Annotated in this window: 21 protein-coding genes; all 21 read right to left on the minus strand. The window is 31.3% G+C overall.

Features of this window, described 5'->3' with window-relative positions; genetic code table 11:
• Positions 1-21: 21 nt before the first annotated feature.
• Positions 22-2367 (minus strand): GumC family protein, encoded by a 2346-nt coding sequence (locus ACP15M_RS11695; RefSeq protein WP_425077393.1) that lies wholly within the window; start codon positions 2365-2367, stop codon positions 22-24.
• A 4-nt stretch (positions 2368-2371) separates the two neighbouring features.
• A complete protein-coding gene (locus tag ACP15M_RS11700) occupies positions 2372-3133 on the minus strand; it encodes a polysaccharide biosynthesis/export family protein (RefSeq protein WP_425077394.1) in 762 nt (253 codons plus the stop codon).
• 81 nt (positions 3134-3214) lie between these two features.
• Complete coding sequence (locus ACP15M_RS11705; protein ID WP_425077395.1) at positions 3215-4327, minus strand: MraY family glycosyltransferase; 1113 nt, start codon at positions 4325-4327, stop codon at positions 3215-3217.
• Between the two features lie 128 nt (positions 4328-4455).
• Entirely contained in the window at positions 4456-5553 is a 1098-nt protein-coding gene (gene wecB / locus ACP15M_RS11710) for a non-hydrolyzing UDP-N-acetylglucosamine 2-epimerase (protein WP_425077396.1), read from the minus strand.
• Positions 5554-5763: 210 nt separating this feature from the next.
• On the minus strand, positions 5764-6462 hold the full coding sequence (locus ACP15M_RS11715) for a WecB/TagA/CpsF family glycosyltransferase (RefSeq protein WP_425077397.1): 699 nt from the start codon (positions 6460-6462) through the stop codon (positions 5764-5766).
• Positions 6452-7657, minus strand: a complete 1206-nt coding sequence (locus ACP15M_RS11720; RefSeq protein WP_425077398.1) for a delta-aminolevulinic acid dehydratase — start codon at positions 7655-7657, stop codon at positions 6452-6454. The genes ACP15M_RS11715 and ACP15M_RS11720 overlap by 11 nt, the downstream gene beginning before the upstream one ends.
• On the minus strand, positions 7647-9785 hold the full coding sequence (locus tag ACP15M_RS11725; protein WP_425077399.1) for a bi-domain-containing oxidoreductase: 2139 nt from the start codon (positions 9783-9785) through the stop codon (positions 7647-7649). Before ACP15M_RS11725 ends, ACP15M_RS11720 begins: the two co-directional genes overlap by 11 nt.
• A gap of 8 nt (positions 9786-9793) precedes the next feature.
• Positions 9794-11020 carry a hypothetical protein gene (locus tag ACP15M_RS11730; protein ID WP_425077400.1) on the minus strand — a complete coding sequence of 409 codons (1227 nt, stop codon included), beginning with the start codon at positions 11018-11020 and terminating at the stop codon, positions 9794-9796.
• Positions 11017-11475 (minus strand): acyltransferase, encoded by a 459-nt coding sequence (locus ACP15M_RS11735; protein ID WP_425077401.1) that lies wholly within the window; start codon positions 11473-11475, stop codon positions 11017-11019. Before ACP15M_RS11735 ends, ACP15M_RS11730 begins: the two co-directional genes overlap by 4 nt.
• Complete coding sequence (locus tag ACP15M_RS11740; RefSeq protein ID WP_425077402.1) at positions 11472-12638, minus strand: glycosyltransferase family 4 protein; 1167 nt, start codon at positions 12636-12638, stop codon at positions 11472-11474. Before ACP15M_RS11740 ends, ACP15M_RS11735 begins: the two co-directional genes overlap by 4 nt.
• A complete protein-coding gene (locus ACP15M_RS11745) occupies positions 12631-13734 on the minus strand; it encodes a glycosyltransferase family 4 protein (protein ID WP_425077403.1) in 1104 nt (367 codons plus the stop codon). The genes ACP15M_RS11740 and ACP15M_RS11745 overlap by 8 nt, the downstream gene beginning before the upstream one ends.
• 10 nt (positions 13735-13744) lie before the next feature.
• The gene (locus ACP15M_RS11750; protein WP_425077404.1) at positions 13745-14749 is read right to left on the minus strand and encodes a hypothetical protein; all 1005 of its coding nucleotides are present in this window, start codon (positions 14747-14749) and stop codon (positions 13745-13747) included.
• Positions 14749-15708 (minus strand): hypothetical protein, encoded by a 960-nt coding sequence (locus ACP15M_RS11755; protein ID WP_425077405.1) that lies wholly within the window; start codon positions 15706-15708, stop codon positions 14749-14751. The genes ACP15M_RS11750 and ACP15M_RS11755 overlap by 1 nt, the downstream gene beginning before the upstream one ends.
• A 40-nt stretch (positions 15709-15748) precedes the next feature.
• The gene (locus tag ACP15M_RS11760) at positions 15749-16588 is read right to left on the minus strand and encodes a hypothetical protein (protein WP_425077406.1); all 840 of its coding nucleotides are present in this window, start codon (positions 16586-16588) and stop codon (positions 15749-15751) included.
• A gap of 8 nt (positions 16589-16596) precedes the next feature.
• Positions 16597-17586 carry a glycosyltransferase family 2 protein gene (locus ACP15M_RS11765; protein WP_425077407.1) on the minus strand — a complete coding sequence of 330 codons (990 nt, stop codon included), beginning with the start codon at positions 17584-17586 and terminating at the stop codon, positions 16597-16599.
• 1 nt (position 17587) lies between these two features.
• Complete coding sequence (locus tag ACP15M_RS11770; protein WP_425077408.1) at positions 17588-18241, minus strand: NeuD/PglB/VioB family sugar acetyltransferase; 654 nt, start codon at positions 18239-18241, stop codon at positions 17588-17590.
• On the minus strand, positions 18242-19126 hold the full coding sequence (locus ACP15M_RS11775) for an HpcH/HpaI aldolase/citrate lyase family protein (RefSeq protein ID WP_425077409.1): 885 nt from the start codon (positions 19124-19126) through the stop codon (positions 18242-18244).
• Complete coding sequence (locus ACP15M_RS11780) at positions 19116-19580, minus strand: MaoC family dehydratase (RefSeq protein WP_425077410.1); 465 nt, start codon at positions 19578-19580, stop codon at positions 19116-19118. The genes ACP15M_RS11775 and ACP15M_RS11780 overlap by 11 nt, the downstream gene beginning before the upstream one ends.
• 2 nt (positions 19581-19582) lie before the next feature.
• Positions 19583-20401, minus strand: a complete 819-nt coding sequence (locus ACP15M_RS11785; protein WP_425077411.1) for an HpcH/HpaI aldolase/citrate lyase family protein — start codon at positions 20399-20401, stop codon at positions 19583-19585.
• 10 nt (positions 20402-20411) lie between these two features.
• Positions 20412-21095, minus strand: a complete 684-nt coding sequence (locus ACP15M_RS11790) for a sulfotransferase (RefSeq protein ID WP_425077412.1) — start codon at positions 21093-21095, stop codon at positions 20412-20414.
• A 28-nt stretch (positions 21096-21123) separates the two neighbouring features.
• Positions 21124-22572 carry a lipopolysaccharide biosynthesis protein gene (locus ACP15M_RS11795; protein ID WP_425077413.1) on the minus strand — a complete coding sequence of 483 codons (1449 nt, stop codon included), beginning with the start codon at positions 22570-22572 and terminating at the stop codon, positions 21124-21126.
• Positions 22573-22574 lie beyond the last annotated feature (2 nt).

Genomic DNA, 22574 nt, shown 5'->3' on the forward strand with positions numbered 1-22574 from the left:
AAAATTAAACGTAAAGTGACGTTAAGCTAACTCTTTACTTCCATAACCGTAACCATAGCCATAATTGTATCCATAACCATAAGATCTACTTGCTCCAACGCCATTAATTACATAAGCCATATTTTTAATCTTTCCTGATTCAAACAAATCTTCAGCAAAATGGAGAATATTTTTCTCAGTAAAATTAGCCCTTGAAATATAAACTGTAACATCGGCTAACTGAGAAATTAACATAGTATCTGTTACTAAAACTGTTGGTGCAGTATCAACTATAACATAATCATATATCTCTTTAGCCTCATCTATTAAAGTCTTAAACCTTCCATTTGTTAATAAACTAGTTGGGTTTGGTGGTATATTACCTGAAAGAAGAATATCATGATTTTCATGTTTCTCAAATCCCTTAATTAGATTAGATTTCCAATGTACGGAACCATCGTGCAAATAATCTGATAATCCAACAGTAGTTTTATCAAATTTAGTGTGCGTATGTATTTGAGGATTACGTAAATCAGCTCCAATCAATAACACTTTTTTATTCATACTTGATAGTGCCAAGGATAAATTGATACTAATAAATGTTTTACCTTCTCCTTTAATTGTTGATGTACAATAAATTACTTTCCCTTTTTCATCATCTTTAACTGGAAGTAAATAATTGACATTAGAACTCAAAATCCTAAACGATTCTGCTAAAACTGTTCTATCATTCGGATCAAGAAACACTGCTTTTTCTTTTCTGCTAATATCTGGTATCTCAGCAATTATTGGTATTCTATTATTAATCTTCATGATATCTTCTTTACCGTGAATTTTAGTATCAAGCATAAAAATTAAATATAAAATTGCAAAAGGTATGAGCAAACCAGCTAAAATAGCAGCAGCATAAGCTACATTTGGTTTTGGAGATATTGGTCCTGAAGAAGACAATGCATAATCAACAACTTTAATTGAAGGCTCTGTAATGGCCAAGTTTATAGCAGCTTCCTCTCTTTTTTGTAATAATAAAAGATACAAGCTTTCTTTAATTTTTTGTTGACGCTCAATAGCTCTTAGCAATTTTTCTTTTTCGGGAATTCGCGAGACTTTACCTATGAATTTTCGATTACGATTTCTTAATTGACTTTGAGACACTTGCAACTGTTGCTGATAAGAATTCAAAGATTTAGTAATATTAGACCTTAAGTCATCTATATGCGATTCCGTAAACTTAACAGTTGGATTATTTTCTCCACCACTTCTAATCAATTTATCCCTTTCTAAAACCGCTAAATTATATTCATCTATTAATGAATTGGTATTATTACTTCCTAATCCAATATTTGCTGGTAGTAATCCACCATCTAAATTAGATTTTATAGCATCTTGAAGCATGTCTACAATAACTATCTGACTTTCAATCTCAAAGACATCCTTATCAGATCGTGAACGCTCTTGCAGTCCTAAAGCTGCATCTGCAGAAAGGTCAACTAAGTCATTATCTTCTTTAAATTCTTTTCCTTCTATTTCAATTGAATCTAACTCTCTTTCAAGAAACACAAAGCGGTCTCCAATAAAATCTAACGTTCTTTGAGATACTAATTGCCTGTCTTTAATCCCATCTCTATTAAACACATCAATAAGCTTATTTAATATACGCTCTGAAAGTAGCTTGCTTTCTCCTTTAACCGTAAGACTTAATAAATGGCTTTGATCTCCAATTGGTTGTGTTAATATACTTGACTTTAATCCAAGTATTGCATTTTGTAGTGGTCGAAACGTAACTATATAGCGTTTGCCATTTGCTTCTTTAAAAGATGCCGTATTATCAATTTTAATTTGAAATGGAAATTCATGATCTACTTCTAAACTATTAAAGTTAGGGATTACTGTAGTTTTATCAGAATTTAAAGGTGTTACTTCAAAATCTTTATCTTTAACATCGATTACATACGACATAGATTTTAAAATACTATCTGGTTCTATTGTTTGTTCAAAATAGAAAGGCAATTCAGCTATTTGTGCCGTTTGTATGGTACCTTCTTCAAAGAATAATGTATTCAATTTTAACTCTTTAGCTACTTCTTCTAAAATGATATAAGAGTTAATAATTTCGATTTCATTTTCTAAATTAATGTTTGAACGCTTAAAAACAAAAGCAGACGTTGGCAACTCTAGTCCGTCAGATTCATCTAAAACCTTAATTTTAGCTACGGTTTCATATACTCTAGGCGCATATCTAATATAGATATATGCACTTAACAATGTTATAATTAAAGCTAAGACAAACCATGGCCATTGCCTTAAATATTTCCTAAACTCTTGCTTTAAGTCTCCTTTATCGTCTTCTAAAACAGCAAACGCATTATTATTCTGAGGTGCATTCATAAAACTAGCGTGTGATTAAAATAATTGTACTTAGGAGTACAGATGTAACACCAAGAAGCGTCCCTATATTACCAATATATCCTGCACTTTTAACCTTAGGATCATTTGGATTTACTATAATTGTGTCATTAGGTTTGATATAAAAAAACTCAGTATTCATAAACTCAGTATTGGTTAAATCGATATGCGTGATCACTTTTACACCATCAACATCTCGTGTTAAAATAACATCCTCTCTTTTTCCATTAATCGTTAAATCTCCAGCATAGCCTAACGCTTGTAAAAGTGTTATGTTCTGTTCAGTAAAATTATAAGTTCCTGGAGACCTTACTTCTCCAAGAATGGTTACTTTAGAATTAATAATACGAACACTAATATTAGGATTATTTAGATGTCCACCAGATGTTAATAGTTCTTTGAGCTTTTCTTCAACCTCATTTGCTGTAAGGTTAATCACCTCTATACTTCCTAATATAGGAAAATTAATTATCCCCTCATTGGACACCAAGTACCCATCTAATTGAAGAAGTAACAAACTATTTTGTTGAATCTGTCCAGCACCACTTTTATTATAAGGTTTCGCTGCTTCAGGCACCAAAGTTTCTACATCTATTCTTAAAATATCATTAGGCTGTATTGTAGTATATTGATAATTAATTTCTCGTTGATTATTCTCATTTGCATCTTGTAAATACAAAATTTGTTTTTTTGTTGCGCAAGATGTCACAAACAATACAAGCAGTAATGCCAAACACTTTAATTTCATAGTTCTATTATTGAGGAAGCAAATATAATCTATTTATAGGAATCATAAAGAAGTGACAAATTGATTTAAGATAAATATCTATTAAACCTTAATACGTTTTTTATTTTTATTCAATAGCCTAATTATTATGAATGGCATACAATACAATATTGAACCATAAATCAATAATAAACCTATTTGTGTATTTAGGTTTAAGTGCAGCATGTTAAATGCAATAATAACAATCAATAAATTGATTAAAACAATTGTAAAAGTCGTTTGAATATGTGAGAATCCTGCGTGAATAAATTTATGATGAATATGGTTTTTATCAGCTTCAAAAGGGCTTTTCTTTAATATAAAGATTCTAATAAAAAATATACGCAGAGTGTCGATAAGCGGAAAAAACAACATTGCAAAAGCTAAAGCTGGAGAAGCTCTAAAGTATTCAGAATCTACATTAGTTTGTGATTGTGAAATAAAACTTATGGTGAAAAATGCTAAAAGAAAGCCAACAATCATAGACCCTGTATCTCCCATAAAGATTTTATTCTTAGAAGAAAAATTTGATTTTAAAAATGCTAGCAATGCACCTATCAAAGCCACTGATATTGTAGCTAAACTCAAGGCTCCAGAATTATAAAAAAGAATGCTAAAGAAAACACAAATCAACAACGCTATACAACCTGCTAATCCATCTACTCCATCAATGAGATTATAAGCATTTATTATTAAAATATAGACAAATAAAGTAAAGCCTATAGACACCCAATAAGGAAGTATATCAACATCAAATATTTTAGAAAACCCTATAATACGTGTATCTGTAAAAACAATTAATAATAATGCCGCAAACAACTGACCTATAAACTTTTTTCTTGCTGACAACACTGTTAAATCGTCTTTAAGCCCAAGAAAGAAAAGAATTGTCAAACCTCCCATAACAAGAAGTAATACTTTAGTATTAAGCATGGCTCCAACAATGGTCATCACCACAACTAAACTCAAAAATATACCAATACCTCCTAAAGTAGGTGTTTTATTAGAATGCATACTTCTACTATCTGGCTCATCCATAAGGTGTTTTTCCTTAGCAACATATAGTATTGTTGGAAACGTTTGATAAGCAATAACAAATGCTAATACAAACGCACAAACGAGCCAAATTAATGGACTGTCTTCCGGATTAAAGTTTTCAAGTAATGTTTTAATCATAAGTAGAATATGATCTCTACAAACATCATATTTTTAATTAATAGCATAGCAAGATACAAATTTAATAACGAATTCATAGAATCTTCGATGTATTGCAGATTAATAATGAAGACTTGTTGAAGAATTAATTATTTTGACAATAGTTCTTTAAAAGTATCTATTATTCTAACAGCTGTTTTCCCATCCCATAACGGAATATCATTACCTTTTTTCCAGTTTCCTGAAAATAAATTATCTAAATATGGCTTTAACCGTTTTGGATTTGTCCCAATTAACTCGTTGGTTCCTAAAGTAATCGTTTCTGGTCGTTCGGTATTATCTCTAAGTGTTAAGCAAGGCACTCGCATCACTGAAGCCTCTTCGGTAATTCCTCCTGAATCTGTAATAACTGCTTTTGCGCGTTGAACCAAATAATTGAACTCTAAGTAACTTAATGGCTCTACTGTATGTAGTCTTGAATGGTTAATATTGAGTCTTTGCAATATTTTGGCTGTTCTAGGATGAACAGGAAATATTAATGGTAAATTTTGTGTATGTGCTATGATTTCATCAATCATATCTTTTAACTGAGATTCTTCATCGACATTTGCTGGTCTATGAAGCGTCATCACTATATATTCCTTTTCTGAAAGATTTAACTCTTTCCATACTTGTGGTTGCTTAAAATTTGGTTGCTGTTTTAAGAGGGTATCTATCATTGTGTTACCAACAAAAAATATCTGATCTTCGGCAACACCACTTTTCTTAAGGTTTTGGTTAGCAGTTTCAGACGTGGTGAAAAAATAATTTGTAATACTGTCTGTTACTAATCGGTTAATTTCTTCGGGCATTGTCCAATCATCGGAACGTATTCCGCCTTCAACATGTGCTACTTTTGTATGTAGTTTTTGAGCTACCAAAGCACAAGCCATAGTTGAAGTTACATCTCCAACTACAAGAACAACATCTGCTGGATTGGCTATGAGTTCTTTTTCAAAGCTTATCATGATATTTGCCGTTTGCTCTGCTTGAGAACCACCACTACACTCAAGATTTACATGAGGTTCTGGGATTTGTAGTTGCTCAAAGAAACTACCAGACATGTTTTTATCGTAGTGTTGCCCAGTATGAACCAATCTGTAATCTATATTAAAGCCTTCTTTTTTAGCGTTTTGAATAGCGTGAATAATTGGCGCAATTTTCATAAAGTTTGGTCTTGCTCCTGCAATGATTGTGATTTTATGCATTGGGTCTTGGTTTCTGTTTTTGAATTGATTTTTTACTTCTCTGATTTTAACATTTGGCTCACCTAAGGATGACCCGCTTATGACCCGCTTATGACCCGAGGATGACCCGCTTATGACCCGAGTATGCCCTTAAGTGTATGTGAGGGTGTTTTTGGCTAAATAGACAAGTAGTTTAGCATTATTAATAATTTTATATTTTGTTTGGTGTTTTTAATATTTCCCTAAGTGCAAGTTTACAAAAAATCTTACTAAATGAATTTGACGTTTAATTCTTGAAGGTTGACTTAGTAACCTATATGTCCATTCCATATTATTTTTAACCCACCATTTTGGAGCTCTTTTGACATTGCCTGTATAAACGTCGAAGCTTCCGCCTAAGCCTTGATACACTGCTTGGTGTGATTTTTGTATTTTCTCCATGAGGTTTTCTTGTTTTGGAGAACCCATTGCTACAAAAACAACATCGGGTTGATGCTTTTTAATATCTTCAATTAGTGCTTGTTCTTCTTCGAGTGTTTTGATGTATCCGTTTCTGAAATTACAAATAGTAATGCCTTTAAATTCGGATTGTAATTTGTTAACCGTTTCTTCAATAATGGCTTGTTTTCCTCCTACTAAGTAAAACGATTTTGTTTTGTAATAATGCTGAACTACATCTAACCAAAGCTCGCAACCTGGTATTTTAACTACATTTTTTGCTCCTTTTTTTTGTAATGCCCAAACCGCTCCAATACCATCTGGATAACCCATATTTCTATTTATGAGTGCTCGACTATCATCGGTTGCATGAAGAATTTTCTCAGCATTAACAGCTACCATAATTTTATGGTTATCGAAGGCATACTGCATTAACTCTTTTCTAGATTTTGGAGCAAAGGTCATGACTCCATTTAATGACTTAGCTTCCATTTGATATAGATTTAGTTTCTAATAAAAAGTGTGCCATAGCATTAAACATAAACGCATTACTCCACCTCATATAGGATATTTTTGAGCTTATTCCTTTTTTTAATTGGTAATAAAAATACCCTTTTTCGTGTTGCATATTATCGATAGTCCAATCTAATACTTTCGATAGCAATACTTCATGAGCTTTAAAAATATCTAACTTAGACAAGGTTACTATAACTTGAGCTGGGCAATGAATATCAATTGGGTAGGTTTTATTATGGTAGTATTTAGGCATTCCGTTGGCTTCAAAAAAATGTTCTAAATAATAATCTACTCCTTTTTTTATATAGCTTTGAAAGCTAGTATCGTTAGTATTTTGCTGATAGGTTTCAATGGCATCTAAATTAAATCCTGTATGAAAGCTGTCTTTCCATGACTGTACAGGAAGCAAACCGTAAATCCATGAGCCATCTTCTTCTTGAAGGTCGCATGCTGCAGTTATGGCTAGTTTAGCCATTTTAGCATGCTCTTCATTTTTTGTGTATTTATATGAATAGCTTAATATTTTAGCACCTAATAAAGAGGCATTAATTACAGTATTGTTGCCATCTTTAATACTGTATGAAAAAATAATACCATTACCATGAGGTGTTCTTGATAAATCGTTAAGCACAAACTCTGCCGCAGACAAAGTTTCGTTTAACACAGCTTCATTTTTTGTGATTTTATAACTTTCTAATAAGGCTTCGACACAAAAACAAGTTGCCACTACTGTTGGTGTATGTTTTTCAAACAAAAATAGACGTCTAGCTTGCCAATCGAAATTATAACCCCAAGCCGAACCTGAATATCCTCTGCTTCTGAGGCTCAATAACAAATTTGTGATGTCTTTAATTTGTTTGAGCAGTTCTTCTTTTGTACCAAAATCTTCACAACCGCTTTCTGCTAATTGGAATAAGCGACAGTAACCTAACAAAAACAACCCTACACCTTTAGCATTGTGTTCTTTAGGTACTACTAACAATTTTCTGAAGTTAATTGGACTTCTTTTAAACCCTTGAATCCATGCTAGTCTAGCTAAGTCCCAATGTTTTAATGGTAAGGCTTGAAATACTTTAGAGTTTAAGCCATCGTAAGGATCCCAACCTTTAAAATTTTCCTTTTCGCAGTAGGCTTTTAGTTTTAAAAAGCTTGAACTGATTTTAGATTTCAATTTGTTGTCCTCCACATTTAATAGATTCTAAAACTTTAAAAGATGCCTTTGTTACAGCCACTACATCTTCAAATGGAATTGGCGACTCACCATTAGATAATAAGCCATTCACGAAAGCATTTACCATTTCTTTTTGACCTTTATTTTGGTTAAGGATTTTAGTTTTATTAGGCTTACCTTTTCCATAAATTCTCAACTCTTTAAAGTCATTTAAAGTCGCTGACATTCCTGCTGAAAACACCTCAACATATTCTTTGGTCATTGCTTTAGATCCATTTGCGTAATAACCAATCACACCTGATGAGCCATTTTCAAATTGTACTAAGATATTTAATGTGTCATTTAATTGATTGGCATCTGGAAGTGCAGAAGCCGATATTTTTGTTGGAAGGCTTCCGTTTAAATGGGTTAGGTAATCAATAAAATGGCACACTTCGCCAAGTACACGTCCTCCACCAATTTCTAAATCTTGAATCCAATTGTCACCAGGAATAGCTCCAGCATTAATTCTATAAATCATGGTCATTGGGTTATTACCAATGGCCTTTTTTAATTTAGTTGTAAGCGGTGAAAATCGTCTATTAAAACCAACCATTACTGCTTTATTAGCTTTTGACTGAAGGTCGATAATAGATTCTAATTCAGATTCTAAAAGACATAAAGGCTTTTCAACAAATACATTTTTATTAGCTTCAAGACTTTTTAATACAAAAGGACCATGTGAATCATGTCGCGTAGCCACAAACACTGTGTTAGTTTTATCGTCTAAAACATCAGCTTCGTTAGTAGCACAAAACTGGAATTTAAACTTTTCGGCCACACGTTTAGATGTTGTTCCTGTATTGGTTAAGACACCTACTCGTCCAACATCGTTCGTTTCTGGAATATTAGGCAATAGATTGCCTTGTGCATAACTTCCTGCTCCAATAAAAGAGATATTTATTTTACCAAGTTGTTCACTTCCGGAAGTCTTTATTTTAGACTTTGAAGCTGTTTTATTTACATCATATTTTAAAGCGATACCTGTAAACGGTTCCGTTTTAGACACCACAAGATCGAAAGCCGCTTTTGCGTTTTCGAAATCGAATTCATGAGTAGTTAGATAATCAATATTAATTCGGTTGGTTGCAATCAAATTTTGAAAAGCTTCCATGTTACGTTTTTCAGTCCAACGCACATAAGGCAATGGATAATCGATTCCTTTTTCTTCGTAGTTTAAGTCGTAACGACCAGGACCATAAGAACAAGCCATTTTTAGCTCTAATTCTTTACGATACCAAAATGGATCACGATCGAAACCAGTAGGAACAGCACCTAGCACAACTACTTTCCCTTTTTTACGAGCAATAGCACCTGCAAAATTAATAGGATCTAGACTAGAAGTTGCTGCTGCAATAATTACGGCATCTGCTCCATAACCGTTAGTTATATTCTGGATTTGTTCCTCAACACCAGCAGCATTACGAGTAAGACCAAGGTCGACCACATTATTATCAACAGCCTGTTTAACTGCTGCTTCAGATACATCTACACCAATTACAGTAACACCAGACGCTTTTAAAATAAGGGCTGCTAATTGACCGAGAAGACCAAGACCAATAATGACACAGGATTCTCCCAATCTCAAATCGGCTTGGCGCACACCTTGCATAGAAATCGCACCTAAAGTATTGTATGCAGCATCTTTAAGATTGGTGTTAGGGTTTAGTTTTACACATAAATTAACAGGCACTGTCACTATTTCGGCATGATTAGCATATCCAGCTCCAGCACAAGCTACTTTATCTCCAACTTCGAACTCAGTAACACCTTCACCTACTTCAATCACTTCGCCAGCAGAGCTATACCCCAAAGGAGAATAAGCATCTAGTTTTTTCATTACAGCTCTGTAGGTTTGAACAGGCCCTTGCTTTTTTAAGGTATCGATAACTTGTTTCACTTGTTGTGGTCGCTCTTTAGCCTTCCCAATTAAGCTTTTACGAGCAGCGACTACAGTTGAGCCTTCAGTTCCTGCACTTATAATAGAATAGTAGTTTTTGACAATGACCATCCCTTTGCCGAGTTGCGGGTAAGGGACCTCTTGAATAATCATGTCTCCTGAACCAAGTTTTTGTGTTAATTGTTGCATTTAAAATTTTATTTTTCTTTAATAAATAAATTAGGTCTTAATAATAACGTGCCAAAGATACCCCAAACTAAGATATTATAATAGTAATATTTTCCTGGCTCAAGTCCTATGCAATCAATCATATACATACCTAGCAGCATAAAGGCAAAAACCCTAATGCTATTATATATTTTAAATACATTACTAATACTTTTTATCATAAATATGATTAAAAAAATCACACCTATAATCCCATTCACCAATAGTATTCTCAAAAACTCGTTGTGAGCTGGTCGGTCTAAGCCATCCCCAAACCATTGATAAAAAAAATTTTGCTCATTTAACCAAAACCTCCAATAATCTTCCCATATATAGCCTCTTCCTGCTAAAGTGTATTTGGCATCTTTTACTTCACCTGTTTGATACCCTACCTCTTTACTAAATAGTTGTTCAATATTACTTGACACTGCATCTCCAAATACAATAACCAAAACTAATATCCCGATAAGCATTGAAAATGATTGTTTGACTCTAGATTTAGAAAACAGTAATAAAAGCATAATCCAAAGGCCCAATATTGCTACAGCTGCTTTACTATAGACGACATAGATGGATACAAAAGCCCCGCCTGCTACTATTAGCATAAAACCATTTAAAAAAACATCCTTAGTTTTAAAAGTTACTTGATACAACAACACTGACAATATCGACATTAAGCCATAAAAACGAACTGGAAAAGCGTCATGATAAAAGCCTACATAACGAACTAAGCCTACAGTTTCTCGTTCTCTAAAAACAATACCCGTTTGTAATTGAAAAATACTGACTAGGATAGGAAACAATCCACAAATCATCATCGCTAATAACAATTGTTTTAGGCGCTTTTGAGTATTAACTAATAATGGTATTAAAATAAAACCTAAATAAACATTAATACATAACATAACACTTTGTGCAAATTCAACAGGCTTAACTGTTATAGCCCAAACAATTCCGAAAGATAAGGCTATGATATAAATGTTAGCAGTTCTTATCCATAATTGAGGTACATTTTTTTTATGATTCAAAACTTGATAAAACAGAACTGGAATCAACACCCCTTGAATAGACGTGACAGACATAGGTCCAAATTTATACTCCCAAAACACATCAACTATAGATTTGGTTGCCACCAACACTAATAAGCAAGCAAACAGCCCTTTTTGGGCTTTAGCAATGATTAAAGCAAGGAATATGACAAATGGAATAAAAATCATGAAACGTTAGTATGTTTTTTGGGCAATGGTCTATAAGGCTTTTCTAATTCCTTTATAATTTTAATAGGATTACCAGCTGCTACAACACCCTCAGGAATATCTTTATTAACCACAGAGCCTGCTCCAATAATAGCATGGCTTCCAATTGTTACATTTCGCATCACAACTGTATTCACTCCAATAAATACGTGATTACCTATGGTAACGAAACCCGTCCCATTATCTTTAGGGTTAATGATATGAGCTGCTCCATCATGTGACAGAATATAACAACCATGAGTTATTAAGCAATGATCTCCTATGGCTACTTTTCCTCTTCTGACATCAATTTTAGCGCCAAGACTAATCATGGTATTTTTACCAATCTTTGCACCAGAAGCTCTAAGAAAAGACATTTGAAGAAACCTTAAAAGGTTTCCTAAGTAATGAATAGTTTTTCTAATAATTATTTTCATGACGCCAATGTACTAAGAATTATACTTTTAAAATCATTAGAAATTTTTTCAATAGAAAAGTTTGAAACCACATTATCTCTATTTGTTTGTCCGATTGAAAATCGTTTATTAGAATCTTCTAATATTTTTTTTAGAGCTGTTTTCAGACCTTCTAAATCTCCTGGAATAAATTTGAAGCCATTTACACCATCTTCAAACACTTCACGATGTGCTCCAACTGGAGTAAACACTACTGGCTTTCCTATTGCCATAGCTTCGAGTAAAGACCTTGAGAATCCTTCAGAATAGGATGCGGTTAAAAATATGTCTGCAGATTGCAAATGCTTCATTTTATGTTCTCCACTTATAATCCCTAAATTTTCATAATTCTGTTTATATACAGAATTGAGTATTTCTTTTTCAGCTTCAAAAGGATCTTCATAATTTATTTTTTCTCCTGTATATTGATTATAAAACACACCACGTTCTCCTTTTCTTATATTTCCTGCAAAATAAAACTTTATATAAGGAAACTCTTGGCATAACTCTGGAATTATTTTTAAAATATCTGTATAGCCTTTGGCTTTGGTCATGTGACCCATCACGAGTATTTTTCCTTTTTCAACTTCTGTTTCATAAGTATTAGAATATTCCTTAACATCCATTGCTTGATATAATACTGATACTTTTGAAGCATCAATATAAGGTGAAAATTGGTCATTAAGATATTTTGCTTGAACAATAGCACAGTCTACTTTTTTTAAACTAAACCCAACAAGACGTTTTACAATGGTATTAAATTGATTAAAATTTAGTTTAAAATGGCTTCCTCTTAAATGAATAATCACTTTTGCGCCAAATAATTTACTTAATAATATCGTCCAAACATCACGACCTATCCAACCAATTTGAGTAGGTGTTATTGGATAGTAAACACATTGAATTTTATTTGATATTAATAATTTTAATAGTTTGGAAAAAAAGATAAAAAAATTAGAAACCATTGAAAGGTCTAGTTTTCCTTTTTTTGTATTATCATTTCTAAAGTTTGTTTTTAAAAACAGTATATTGAAAGTTTCATTAAGGGTTTCAGATTCTAAAAACTGTTGCATACTCAATTCTGGACCAGAATATGGTGGTGGCGTAGGACCTATAAATAATATGTTTGGTTTTATATTAGTCACTTAAAAGGTTTTGCTTCATTTGTTCAACCCATTTTTGCACCGAAAGGTACTCACCTTTTTGTTGAGCATTGGTACAAAAACGTTCTAATACCTCTCTATTAGATAAAAGGTTTTTAATTGTATTAACATTCGATTTAAAATCGCCTTCAAGAATATAACCCGTTTTACCTTCCTCAAGGTATTGTAACTCTGGAGCATGACTTGGTCCTTTTAGTGTTACATAAGGTCTTCCATAAGAAAATGCATGATTCACAGATAAACCCGAATGCCCAGGAATAAATACTAACGCTGCTCGAGTCATGATAGGAGAAATAGATGCTTCATCTATTAATGTACCATGCCAAACAATATTAGTATTAGATTGCAAAGCAGATTTTATATGATAACTTTCTGGTCCATCACCAATAATTTCAAGCTTAATATTAGGAGTCTCTTTTTTTAACGCTGTAAAGTAAGTTATTAAATCTGGAACTCGTTTTGAAGGAATTAGGCGTCCAATAAACACAATTGTATTTGAGTTTTCAGGAGGCAACTGATAAGTATAATGTTTTTTAATTTCGATATTATCGACTGTATTATTCGCCCAATACGCTTTATTATTACGAACCAACCCATTTTTTAAGGCCCACTGGCAGCTATGCTCTGTATAAAACACTACTCGATTTAACTTTCTAAAATAAAATTTAGTTATCCATTTATCAAAAACTGTTATTTTACCATTTCCTGACCTAAGAACTGGATGATTGTATGAAAACAAACGCACTTCTTTATTAAGTCGTCTTAATTTTAAAGTATATAAAAAAAGAGGTAGATTCTTTTTTTCAGCAGGAATCATTATCCAATCGTAATCATCAAAAATGGCTTTTAACTTTCCTTTTACCAACTTTGATCTACCATAGTCTTTTTTAAGTACGTTGAGTTTAATGTGTTCAAAGTTCCAATCATTTGTCAATTCTTGATCTCCTACATTAAGCCTACCCGAACCTGATAAAATTGTAAGTTGTATATCAGTATCGGCTGCTAAATGATTTAAGAATCGAGCTTTATAGTGATTAAAATTTGGTGAAAGCCATAGTATTTTTAATAAACTGTTCATCAAATCATTATTAATATAATTGGTCTATTAACTTTTTCCATTGATTGTCAAAATAAGCTACATCCCATTGAGATACATATTTCCACCCTAAGTTGCCATAATACGAATTGTTCTTAATGCATATTTCAACCTGAGAATTTAAATTACTTAAATTACTTAGGACTATCTGTCCAGACTTTAGCAATAATTCTCCCATTCCGCCTGAACCAGAACCAATAACTGGTGTTTTTACCAAAAGAGATTCGTGAGCAATTCTATTCCATCCTTCAGGCACTGATGACATACACAATACTACATCGCAACTTGCCAAAAATAAAGGAAATTCTACATCTGAAAAATAAAGTGTATTAATATTTGCATGCTTTAAAGTTTTAGATGTTGCTATAATTTGAAACTTTTCTTTATCTATAACTTTAAAAACCTCTGCGACACCTTTGCCATTAGTCAATGGGCCTAAATAAACCAATGGCTTGTCTAAATCTAAACTATATTTTGTTTTAAATTCACTTATTTGATTTGATGAGAAATTATATTTTTCGACATTGAAGGCATTATAAATAACATGAATGTTTTTAATTCTTTTTTTTTGCAAAAACGATTTCCAAACCTCTGATACTACAACAACAGCATCCATTTTCCTTAAATTTTTGATAAGGTTTTTATAGAAAAACTTAGAAACTATATTTTTTTTAAATATAACTTCATCGATATGATGAATTATGGCTATATTTTTTTTTCTTAAATCAAATTTTCCTAGTGCTAATACATAAGGATCTAAAACACAAATATCGGCTTCTATTTTTTTTTTATGATTCTTTAAAATATATTTTATAATATTTGACCTTTTTATATAGGCTTTATTAATATTAACCTCATATTTACTTTTAAGCACATTAATTGCTTCTATTTCATAAAGTCTTCCGCCACGAATCTGATTGTTAGTTTTTCCATCTAAAAAATCAATCATACTGCTTGACTTGGTAAGCCATTGTATTTTGACATTATTTGTATTCATTACTTATAAACTTTCAAACTTGAGGTTAATGTCATAAAATGTGGTAGATGTAATTTGTTATAGTTTCCAACCTCATCAGCATAGCTAAAATAATCCTTAACAATACTAGGAGCATCAGTTTTTAAAGGCACATCAATTATAAAATCATTGAATTTGTTAAGTGCTTTAAAATATTTTTTATCTAACATATTGAATAGGTCTGGAAACACAAAACCTTTTTTTGAAAAGCCAAGATTATTTGCATTACAAATCTCTACATTAGGAGCGATTTTAAATTGTAAAGCCGAAGCATACATTGTATATTCTTTGAAAAGGTTAATCAAAAACGATTCAAACTCATCATAAAATTGTCTAAACCAATGTATAATATCATTTTTTGAAACTGTACCATCTAACCAATTATTTCTTAACGAAACTCCTTGGTTAACAAGCACTATAAGTTCTTTTGGCTGAATATTTAAAAACTCAAAATCATATGGCAAGGCTTTAATATGCAAAAATAACGATCTTAAATTAATTGTTTTATATGATTTTTGAATCATTAGATTCACATACATTTTAAATAAGAACTCTAGTGCTATTTGCTTTTTTAAAATTACTTGGTCAGCAATTTTTGTAGTATTGTTTAGGTCTAAATTCTCACCATGTAGTAACTTATAATTATGAAAAAAAGTAAATTTAAGTCCTTCATTGAAATATTTTTCAGAAGCTCCATATAATCCATGTGTAAATAAATAATTAGCAGTATCAGAATTATTAGATCTTGGGTTTAAGTTGAAATTGTAGTGATCTTCAAAAACAACTACCAAATCAATATCAGAAATACCAGGAGTAGAAACACCTCCTATTTGATATATGCTTTTAACTTCATCTATTTCAGAAAGACACTCAACTTGTTTATTAATGGCTTTATTGTAATCTTCTAAAGCATATTTTTTTGGAATGTTTATAATTTTCATTGTGAGTAATTCAATTTATCCATGGGTTGGTTTGCAAATATCATAAAACATTTTTCTTTATGCTACTAATGAAAATTGACAATGCCATTTTAAATTCAGTATTTAAAAATATTGCTAATTCTTTTGAAACTTTTGGAGCAATAACAAGCTTAGTAAGTTTCCTAAATAATCTATGCTCATTACTCATTATTTTTTTTTGAAAAAATGACAACTCATAATTCCATTCTTTTCTAATTTTAGAAGCACTTTCTATAACCATCCACTCTTGCTCTGTAAATTCATTTTTTACAGCTTCAAAGCTGTCCTTTTTAAATATTCCTCTTGAAGATTTAGCAGAATAATATAATGATGGCAAAAGCATTATTTTGCTTAAATAACTTTTAAGTTGGTATAAGTTTTCTTTCTCCCAATTGGTTTCCTTCTGAAGCTCCAACAAGCTTATAATATGAAATAAGCCCTTTTTATAATCTACATTAGAATTATTAAAGGTAATGTCTAGTGTAATGCTGGAAGCCATTGGATATATTAGCTTAGAATGCGATAAAATTTCATTTGGGAAATAGTCTTGAGGATAATTATCGAGACTAGATTTTGAAATCTCAAACCACTTATGATGTTGCAATGGATCAAACCTATAAATTAAGTTCATTGATTTTTTTTTAAACTCATTTAAAAGTTTCGAGTCAACATATTCGTCATTAACAATAAGCAATCCGTCAAAATCACTAAAAGGAACAATCTCACCAGTACCAACACTTCCGTGAGCTATTACTGCAAAAAACAAATGTTCGTACTTACTAACAATTAAATTACGTAATGAATTTATAATTTGAACATTAGAACAACTAGGTTCAATTTCAATTTTTTTTGATACTTCCATGTTTTAATTTACAATTGTCGATATGATTTAAAAAGCCAATTTATAAATTGAAGCACATTCTTCCTTTTAAAAATAAAAAACCATAACACTCTATTTTTAAAGTTAACTTGATCTTTTAACTCTTTAAAAAAATCATTTCTTTCCTTTAAAGGAATGTTTATGTTTTTTAAAATACTAAAAATCCTTTTATCAATGCTCTTTTTAATCTTACTGCTAAATTCAAACTCTGTAATCTTATCAAATTTAGTATAGGATTTAATGGTCTTTAAACTATAGTCTTTTTTAAATGTAAAATCACTTTTCATTTTATAAGTCCATGATTCAACATGAGACTTCCTATAAACAGACATAAACCTTGGTACGTATAATGCTTTAGAGCAATAAGTCATCCAAAGTATTATAAATGAATGCTGTAAATTGTTTGAATAAAATTCTAAATCCTTAGATTTTAGTTGATCAAGTATTTCTTTCTTTAACACAAAAGATGCTAAAGGAGTGTTTAAGGTTTTACCGTTAGCATCTATAATATCTGTAACAGATAACACCTTAATATCATCACCATAGAAAAAAGTAGACTTATCACTATTGATTTTATCTTTATTGTAACTTAAAATTTCCGCTGCATGAAATGATATTCCTACATTATGTTTTTCTATTAAATCTACCTGAATCTGTAATTTATCAGAATCTGTCCAATAATCATCGCCTTCGCACATGGCAATATATTTCCCTTGAGCACGCTTTACATTGTCTCTAAATGGAGAAATACCACGTTGCCATTGATTTTCAGTATAGGCTAAAAGCTTTATCTTGTTTGGATATTTATTTGCATAACGATGACAAATTTCTGTAGTTCCATCGGTTGAGGCATCGTCTCTTAGCAATATCTCAAATTCGAAATCAGTTTTTTGCATTAAAAAACTGTCTAGGGTTTCAGCAATATAATCTATATGATTGTATGTTTGACAGCAAATGCTAACCAAAGGTGTTGTACTCATATTACTTTTGCCTTAATAGTCTAGCTGGATTCCCTACATAGATTGAATTACTCGGCACATCATTTAAAACCACAGAACCAGAACCAACAATTGCAAAGTCACCAATAGTAACATCCTCTCTTATGGTAGCATTTGTCCCAACATGAGATCCCAAACCAAGAGTTACATTACCACCGACAACACTATTTGCTGTAATATGAGAAAAACGTTTCATTGTGCTATCGTGTCCTAAAAAAGAATTTGGAAGTAATATACAGTTATCCTCAATGGTAGTATCTGGAGATAATTGAACTAGAGGCGAAATAAGAACTCCATTACCTATTTTACAATACCCTTTTGGAATGATTGCTGTTGGATGTATTAAGGTTTCAAAGCGACTTCTTGGAATATTCAAACTTGTAATTTTATCAAAAATTTCGCGTTCATTTTTCATCCCAATGTAGCCGATAAAAAAATTGACATCATCATATTGTAAAAATCTTTCTACATCTTTTGTATTTCCTATAACTTCATGTTTTTTATATACACCTACCGCATCTCCTTTATCAACAAAATCGTTTAAAAATCCTAAGACCTCATAATTTCCTAAATCTTGAGCTACAGATGCAGCAATCATACCTATACCACGACCACCTAATATGACTATTTTTTTCATTTAATTATTAATTAACGAATGTTTTTCAATTATTTTTAACGCTTTTTTGATCATAGGTGGACCAATAAACTTTCCGTTTCTTATGGCTACACCTAAACCTTTACTTTCTGCCTCTTTAGCTAGATCTAACATTTCTCTTGCATCGGCAATTTCTTTTTCTGAAGGTGAAAAATAAGAATGTACCAAGTCTAATTCTTTAGGATGCAATACCAACATGCCCTCAAAACCTAAATTTTTAGAAACTATTAAATTCTTTTCTAAATCCTCTAAATCATGAACTCTAATATGTACAGTATCAATAGGAATTACACCTGCTGCTCTTGCTCCCATAGCTATAATAGCTCTTGGTGTAAACAAACTTGTATGTGCATAATCGTGAATACCTTCTAAATCGGTTATAAAGTCTTCTGAGCCATAAGCTATAGCCACAACACGATCTGAAGCACGACAAATCTCTTCTACATTTAATACAGCAGAAGCTGTTTCGATAAGCGGAATAATTTTAAACGTTCCTTTTTCTATACCTTTTTCATATTCGACAGTTTCAAGAAGTTTATCGAAAAAGTAAACATCTTCACCTCGTTTAGATTTAGGATACATAAATCCGCTAACACCATCAATAGTTAACTGCATGACATCTTTAAGCAATTGTCCACTTTCTCTATCATTTATTCTTGGAAAAAGCACTCTGTTTTCAAACTTTCCAGACTCGATAAACGCTTTGATATTATCTCTAGCTATTTGCTTATTTTCTATGGGTTGAACAGAATCCTCTATATCTAGTAATAGTATATCTGCACTTGAGTTTGAAGCACTAACCATAAGTTTTTCATTATGAGCAGGTACAAACATGAGGCTTCGCATTAATAAATCGTTAGTTTCCATTGGCTTCAGTTGGTATTAATACTTTTCTTCTAAAGGTTAATATAACATCTTTATTTTGATTAAATGCTATAGTTTCAACATAAACTATTCCTCTGTCCTTTTTTGATGTTAAATACACATCTAAAACTTCAGTTTGAGCAGTTATTGTATCTCCAATAAAAACTGGTCCAACATGCTTTACTTGTTCATATTCTAAATTTGCAATTGCTTTACCACTGATATCTGGAACCGTTATTCCGACAACTAAGCTAAAAACTAAGGTTCCGACCACCAAAATTTTTCCGTGTTGATGTGATTTTGTGTGTTCAACATTTAAATGCACTGGATGATGATTCATCGTTAACAAACTAAATAGATTGTTATCACTTTCAAAAATAGTCTTAGAAAGCGAATGTGTTATAATTTCTCCTTTTTTAAAGGACTCAAAGTAATTACCTAACTTACTTGATTTCATTCTTATTTTTTAAAATATTCTATTATACGTTTAGCTCTATTAATGTGTGGTTTTTCTACAATTTCACCATCAATCTTTAAAGCATTAAACTCTTTATCATTAAAATTCACCTTCTCTAATGCCTTGTATATTCTTTTAGCCCAAGCATAATCTTCATCATTATAAAAATCTAATCGATTAAGACAATTTATTTGCCATGGATGAATAAAAAACTTGGCATCAAAACCTTTATCAAATGCATCTGTTAGTTCATTTGAAAATGCTTTTTGATCTTTTAAATTCATTGAAGCAAAATCGATAGTTTCCTTCTCATGTGCCTTTGCCATATATAGTATAGACTGTCTTATAAATTCTAGATTACTCATTGTATGCTTAGCACCAATCAAACCCAACAAATCGTGACTACCAATACCTACACCACAAATTTGAGAAGAAAATTCTTCTAAAATAGCATCAAGCTGAATAAAAAATCTTGGAGACTCAACTAAAATAATAAATTGAAAATTGTAGCGCTGAACTAAAGTAAAAAAAGTTTTAGCCTGATTATAGTTTTGAAGTTTAGGTATTATAAAATATTGATAGCCGTTTTTAGCAAGTTGGTGAAAGACTTCTAAATCAATTTCATGTTTATCGTTCAAGATATGAAGTCTAATAAAGTATTTTTTATATGTTTCTTCTGCAATTAAGTTTACAATAAATTCTGAGATTTCAGATTGTTTTATTGAATCCTCAAGGTCTATAATTAAATTGTCGACTCCGTATGCTTCAATTGTAGAAACCTTATGCAATCTGTTAGCTGGAACAAAAAAATAACTTTTCATGAATACTGCTTTAAGTTTTATTTACCCAAGGAAACTCATTTGCGACTGCTTCAACTCCCAAAAAACAACATAGTTTTTTATAAGCTCCTTCTTCAGAAACATTTAGAACTAATAAATCTTTAGGACGATGTCTAAAATAATCAATAACTGCACTATTGTGATCATTATACCTTTTAATTAATTCCTCTTTTTTATATGGCTCTTTCTCTGGTGTCGTATATTGTAATCTATTTACTTCCCAAACCCAACCTTTATAGCAATATTCTGAGTTTTTCAAATCTTCTTTAGTTGGAATTTTATTATCAACTCCCCATTTCTTAGCGTGAAATTTTGTTATTGAATTATACCATTGCTCAGGCGTATCTCTTACAGTCAAAACAAATTTACTCCCAGGAAATGCCTGATCTAGCGCGATAAATGTATACGGCTTGCTAAAAGGAATATCTTGAAAAAATTCTGATTTTCTACAAAATTTTATTAAACTTTTAAAATCTCTTATTGCCCACTTTTTTATCATTCTTTCTGCTTCTCCTTGACTAGCCACAACGTAACCTAATTGCAAAAAAGCCTCTTTTAAAGACGTTGTTCCTGTTTTGTTATTTCCAACACCAAAAATCTTAGGCTTATTTCTTATTTTATAAGGAACGATATAGTCTCTTCTAATTTTATTATATATTCGGTGGATTAAATTCATCTTTACATTTCTATTTACCTATTTGCTTCTACACTCTTAATTTCTTTTGTATTTTATTTATTACTAAAGGGTAATTTGATTTTACAAACGTATAACCTTCCGTCTTCAATAAATGGTTATAACCTATATAAGTAATTATAAAAAGCAATGCCAATCCGATTCTGTAAATCATCTGTTCTGGATTTAACATTTGGTATACTAATATTATAATAATTAAAGGAATTATCCCTTCAAAAATTTTTTTAAAATGCATTCTAAGTGATAGATTGGTAAACTTTTTTAAAAACATCATATTTGTAATGGTTAAAAAATAACTTACAACAACAACGCCTACTGCAAATGAAACAATACCGTACTTATATGCTAAATAAAGCGGAACAATTCGAATTGCTTTTCTGAATAGCCCAATATAAAAATTTTCTTTTGACTTCCCCTTACTCATAAAAGCATTAACCATCATTGAACTAAGAGGGTAGTTACATGCTGAAATAATTAGAATTTGAAAAATAGTTACCGAAGGCATCCACTTGTTACCAAACAATAAAATTATAATATCTTCTCCTAAAACATAGAGTACTCCTGTCAATCCAAAACTTATAAAACTAACAATAGAAACAATTTTAAAATAAACCCTTTCAAATTGTTCATCATCATCCTGAATAGACGATAAAACCGGAAAAAAAACCTTTGAAATACTAGATGAAGAATATTTAGTAACCAGACTTTTTAAAGAAACAGCTCTTGTATAGAACCCTAAAGTAGCTGGCGACAACACTTTTCCAATAACTATGATATCTAGTCTTTCGAATAAAGACGAAACGAATCGATCTACAAAAACATAAGTACTATAACCCGTTAGCTTTTTTATTTCATTAAATGAGAATTTAAAATCTGGCTTCCAGTCAGCTGCTGACCATAAAAAGATAGTTAATAGAATAGCTGTTATAATATTTTGTATCACTAAACTGTAAACTCCATAATCCATAAAAGCAAAAACAACTCCTACAATTCCTCCTATTATTCCTGCTAACATATTACTTAAAGACAACACTTTAAAATTTAACTTCTTTTTTAAAAGCGCAGTTTGCACAATGCAAAATGAATTAAGTAAAAATATTAAAGACAGCCATTGTACAATGTTTGTGATTTCTTGATTATCGTAAAAGTTTCCAATGTAAGATGCCGATAAGTAAAATATAGCTGTAAGGACAAATCCCATCACTAAGTTTAGCCAAAAAACTGAACTATAACTGAGATTTGTAGTCTTTTTGCTTTGAATTAATGAAGAAGCAAAACCCACATCTATAAAAACCTGACTTACAGTAATAAAAACCATAGCCATACCAACTAAACCAAATTCTTCAGGTGTAAGTAATCTTGCTAAAAAAATAGAAATAACAAAACCACCCAAGGATTTTACAATGGTTCCTCCTAAGTCCCAAGCTAGTGCAACGCCAGATTTCTGTTTTAATGACATGC

Origin of the sequence: Psychroserpens sp. S379A (assembly GCF_049800755.1) — a bacterium.
Taxonomy (GTDB): Bacteria; Bacteroidota; Bacteroidia; order Flavobacteriales; family Flavobacteriaceae; genus Psychroserpens.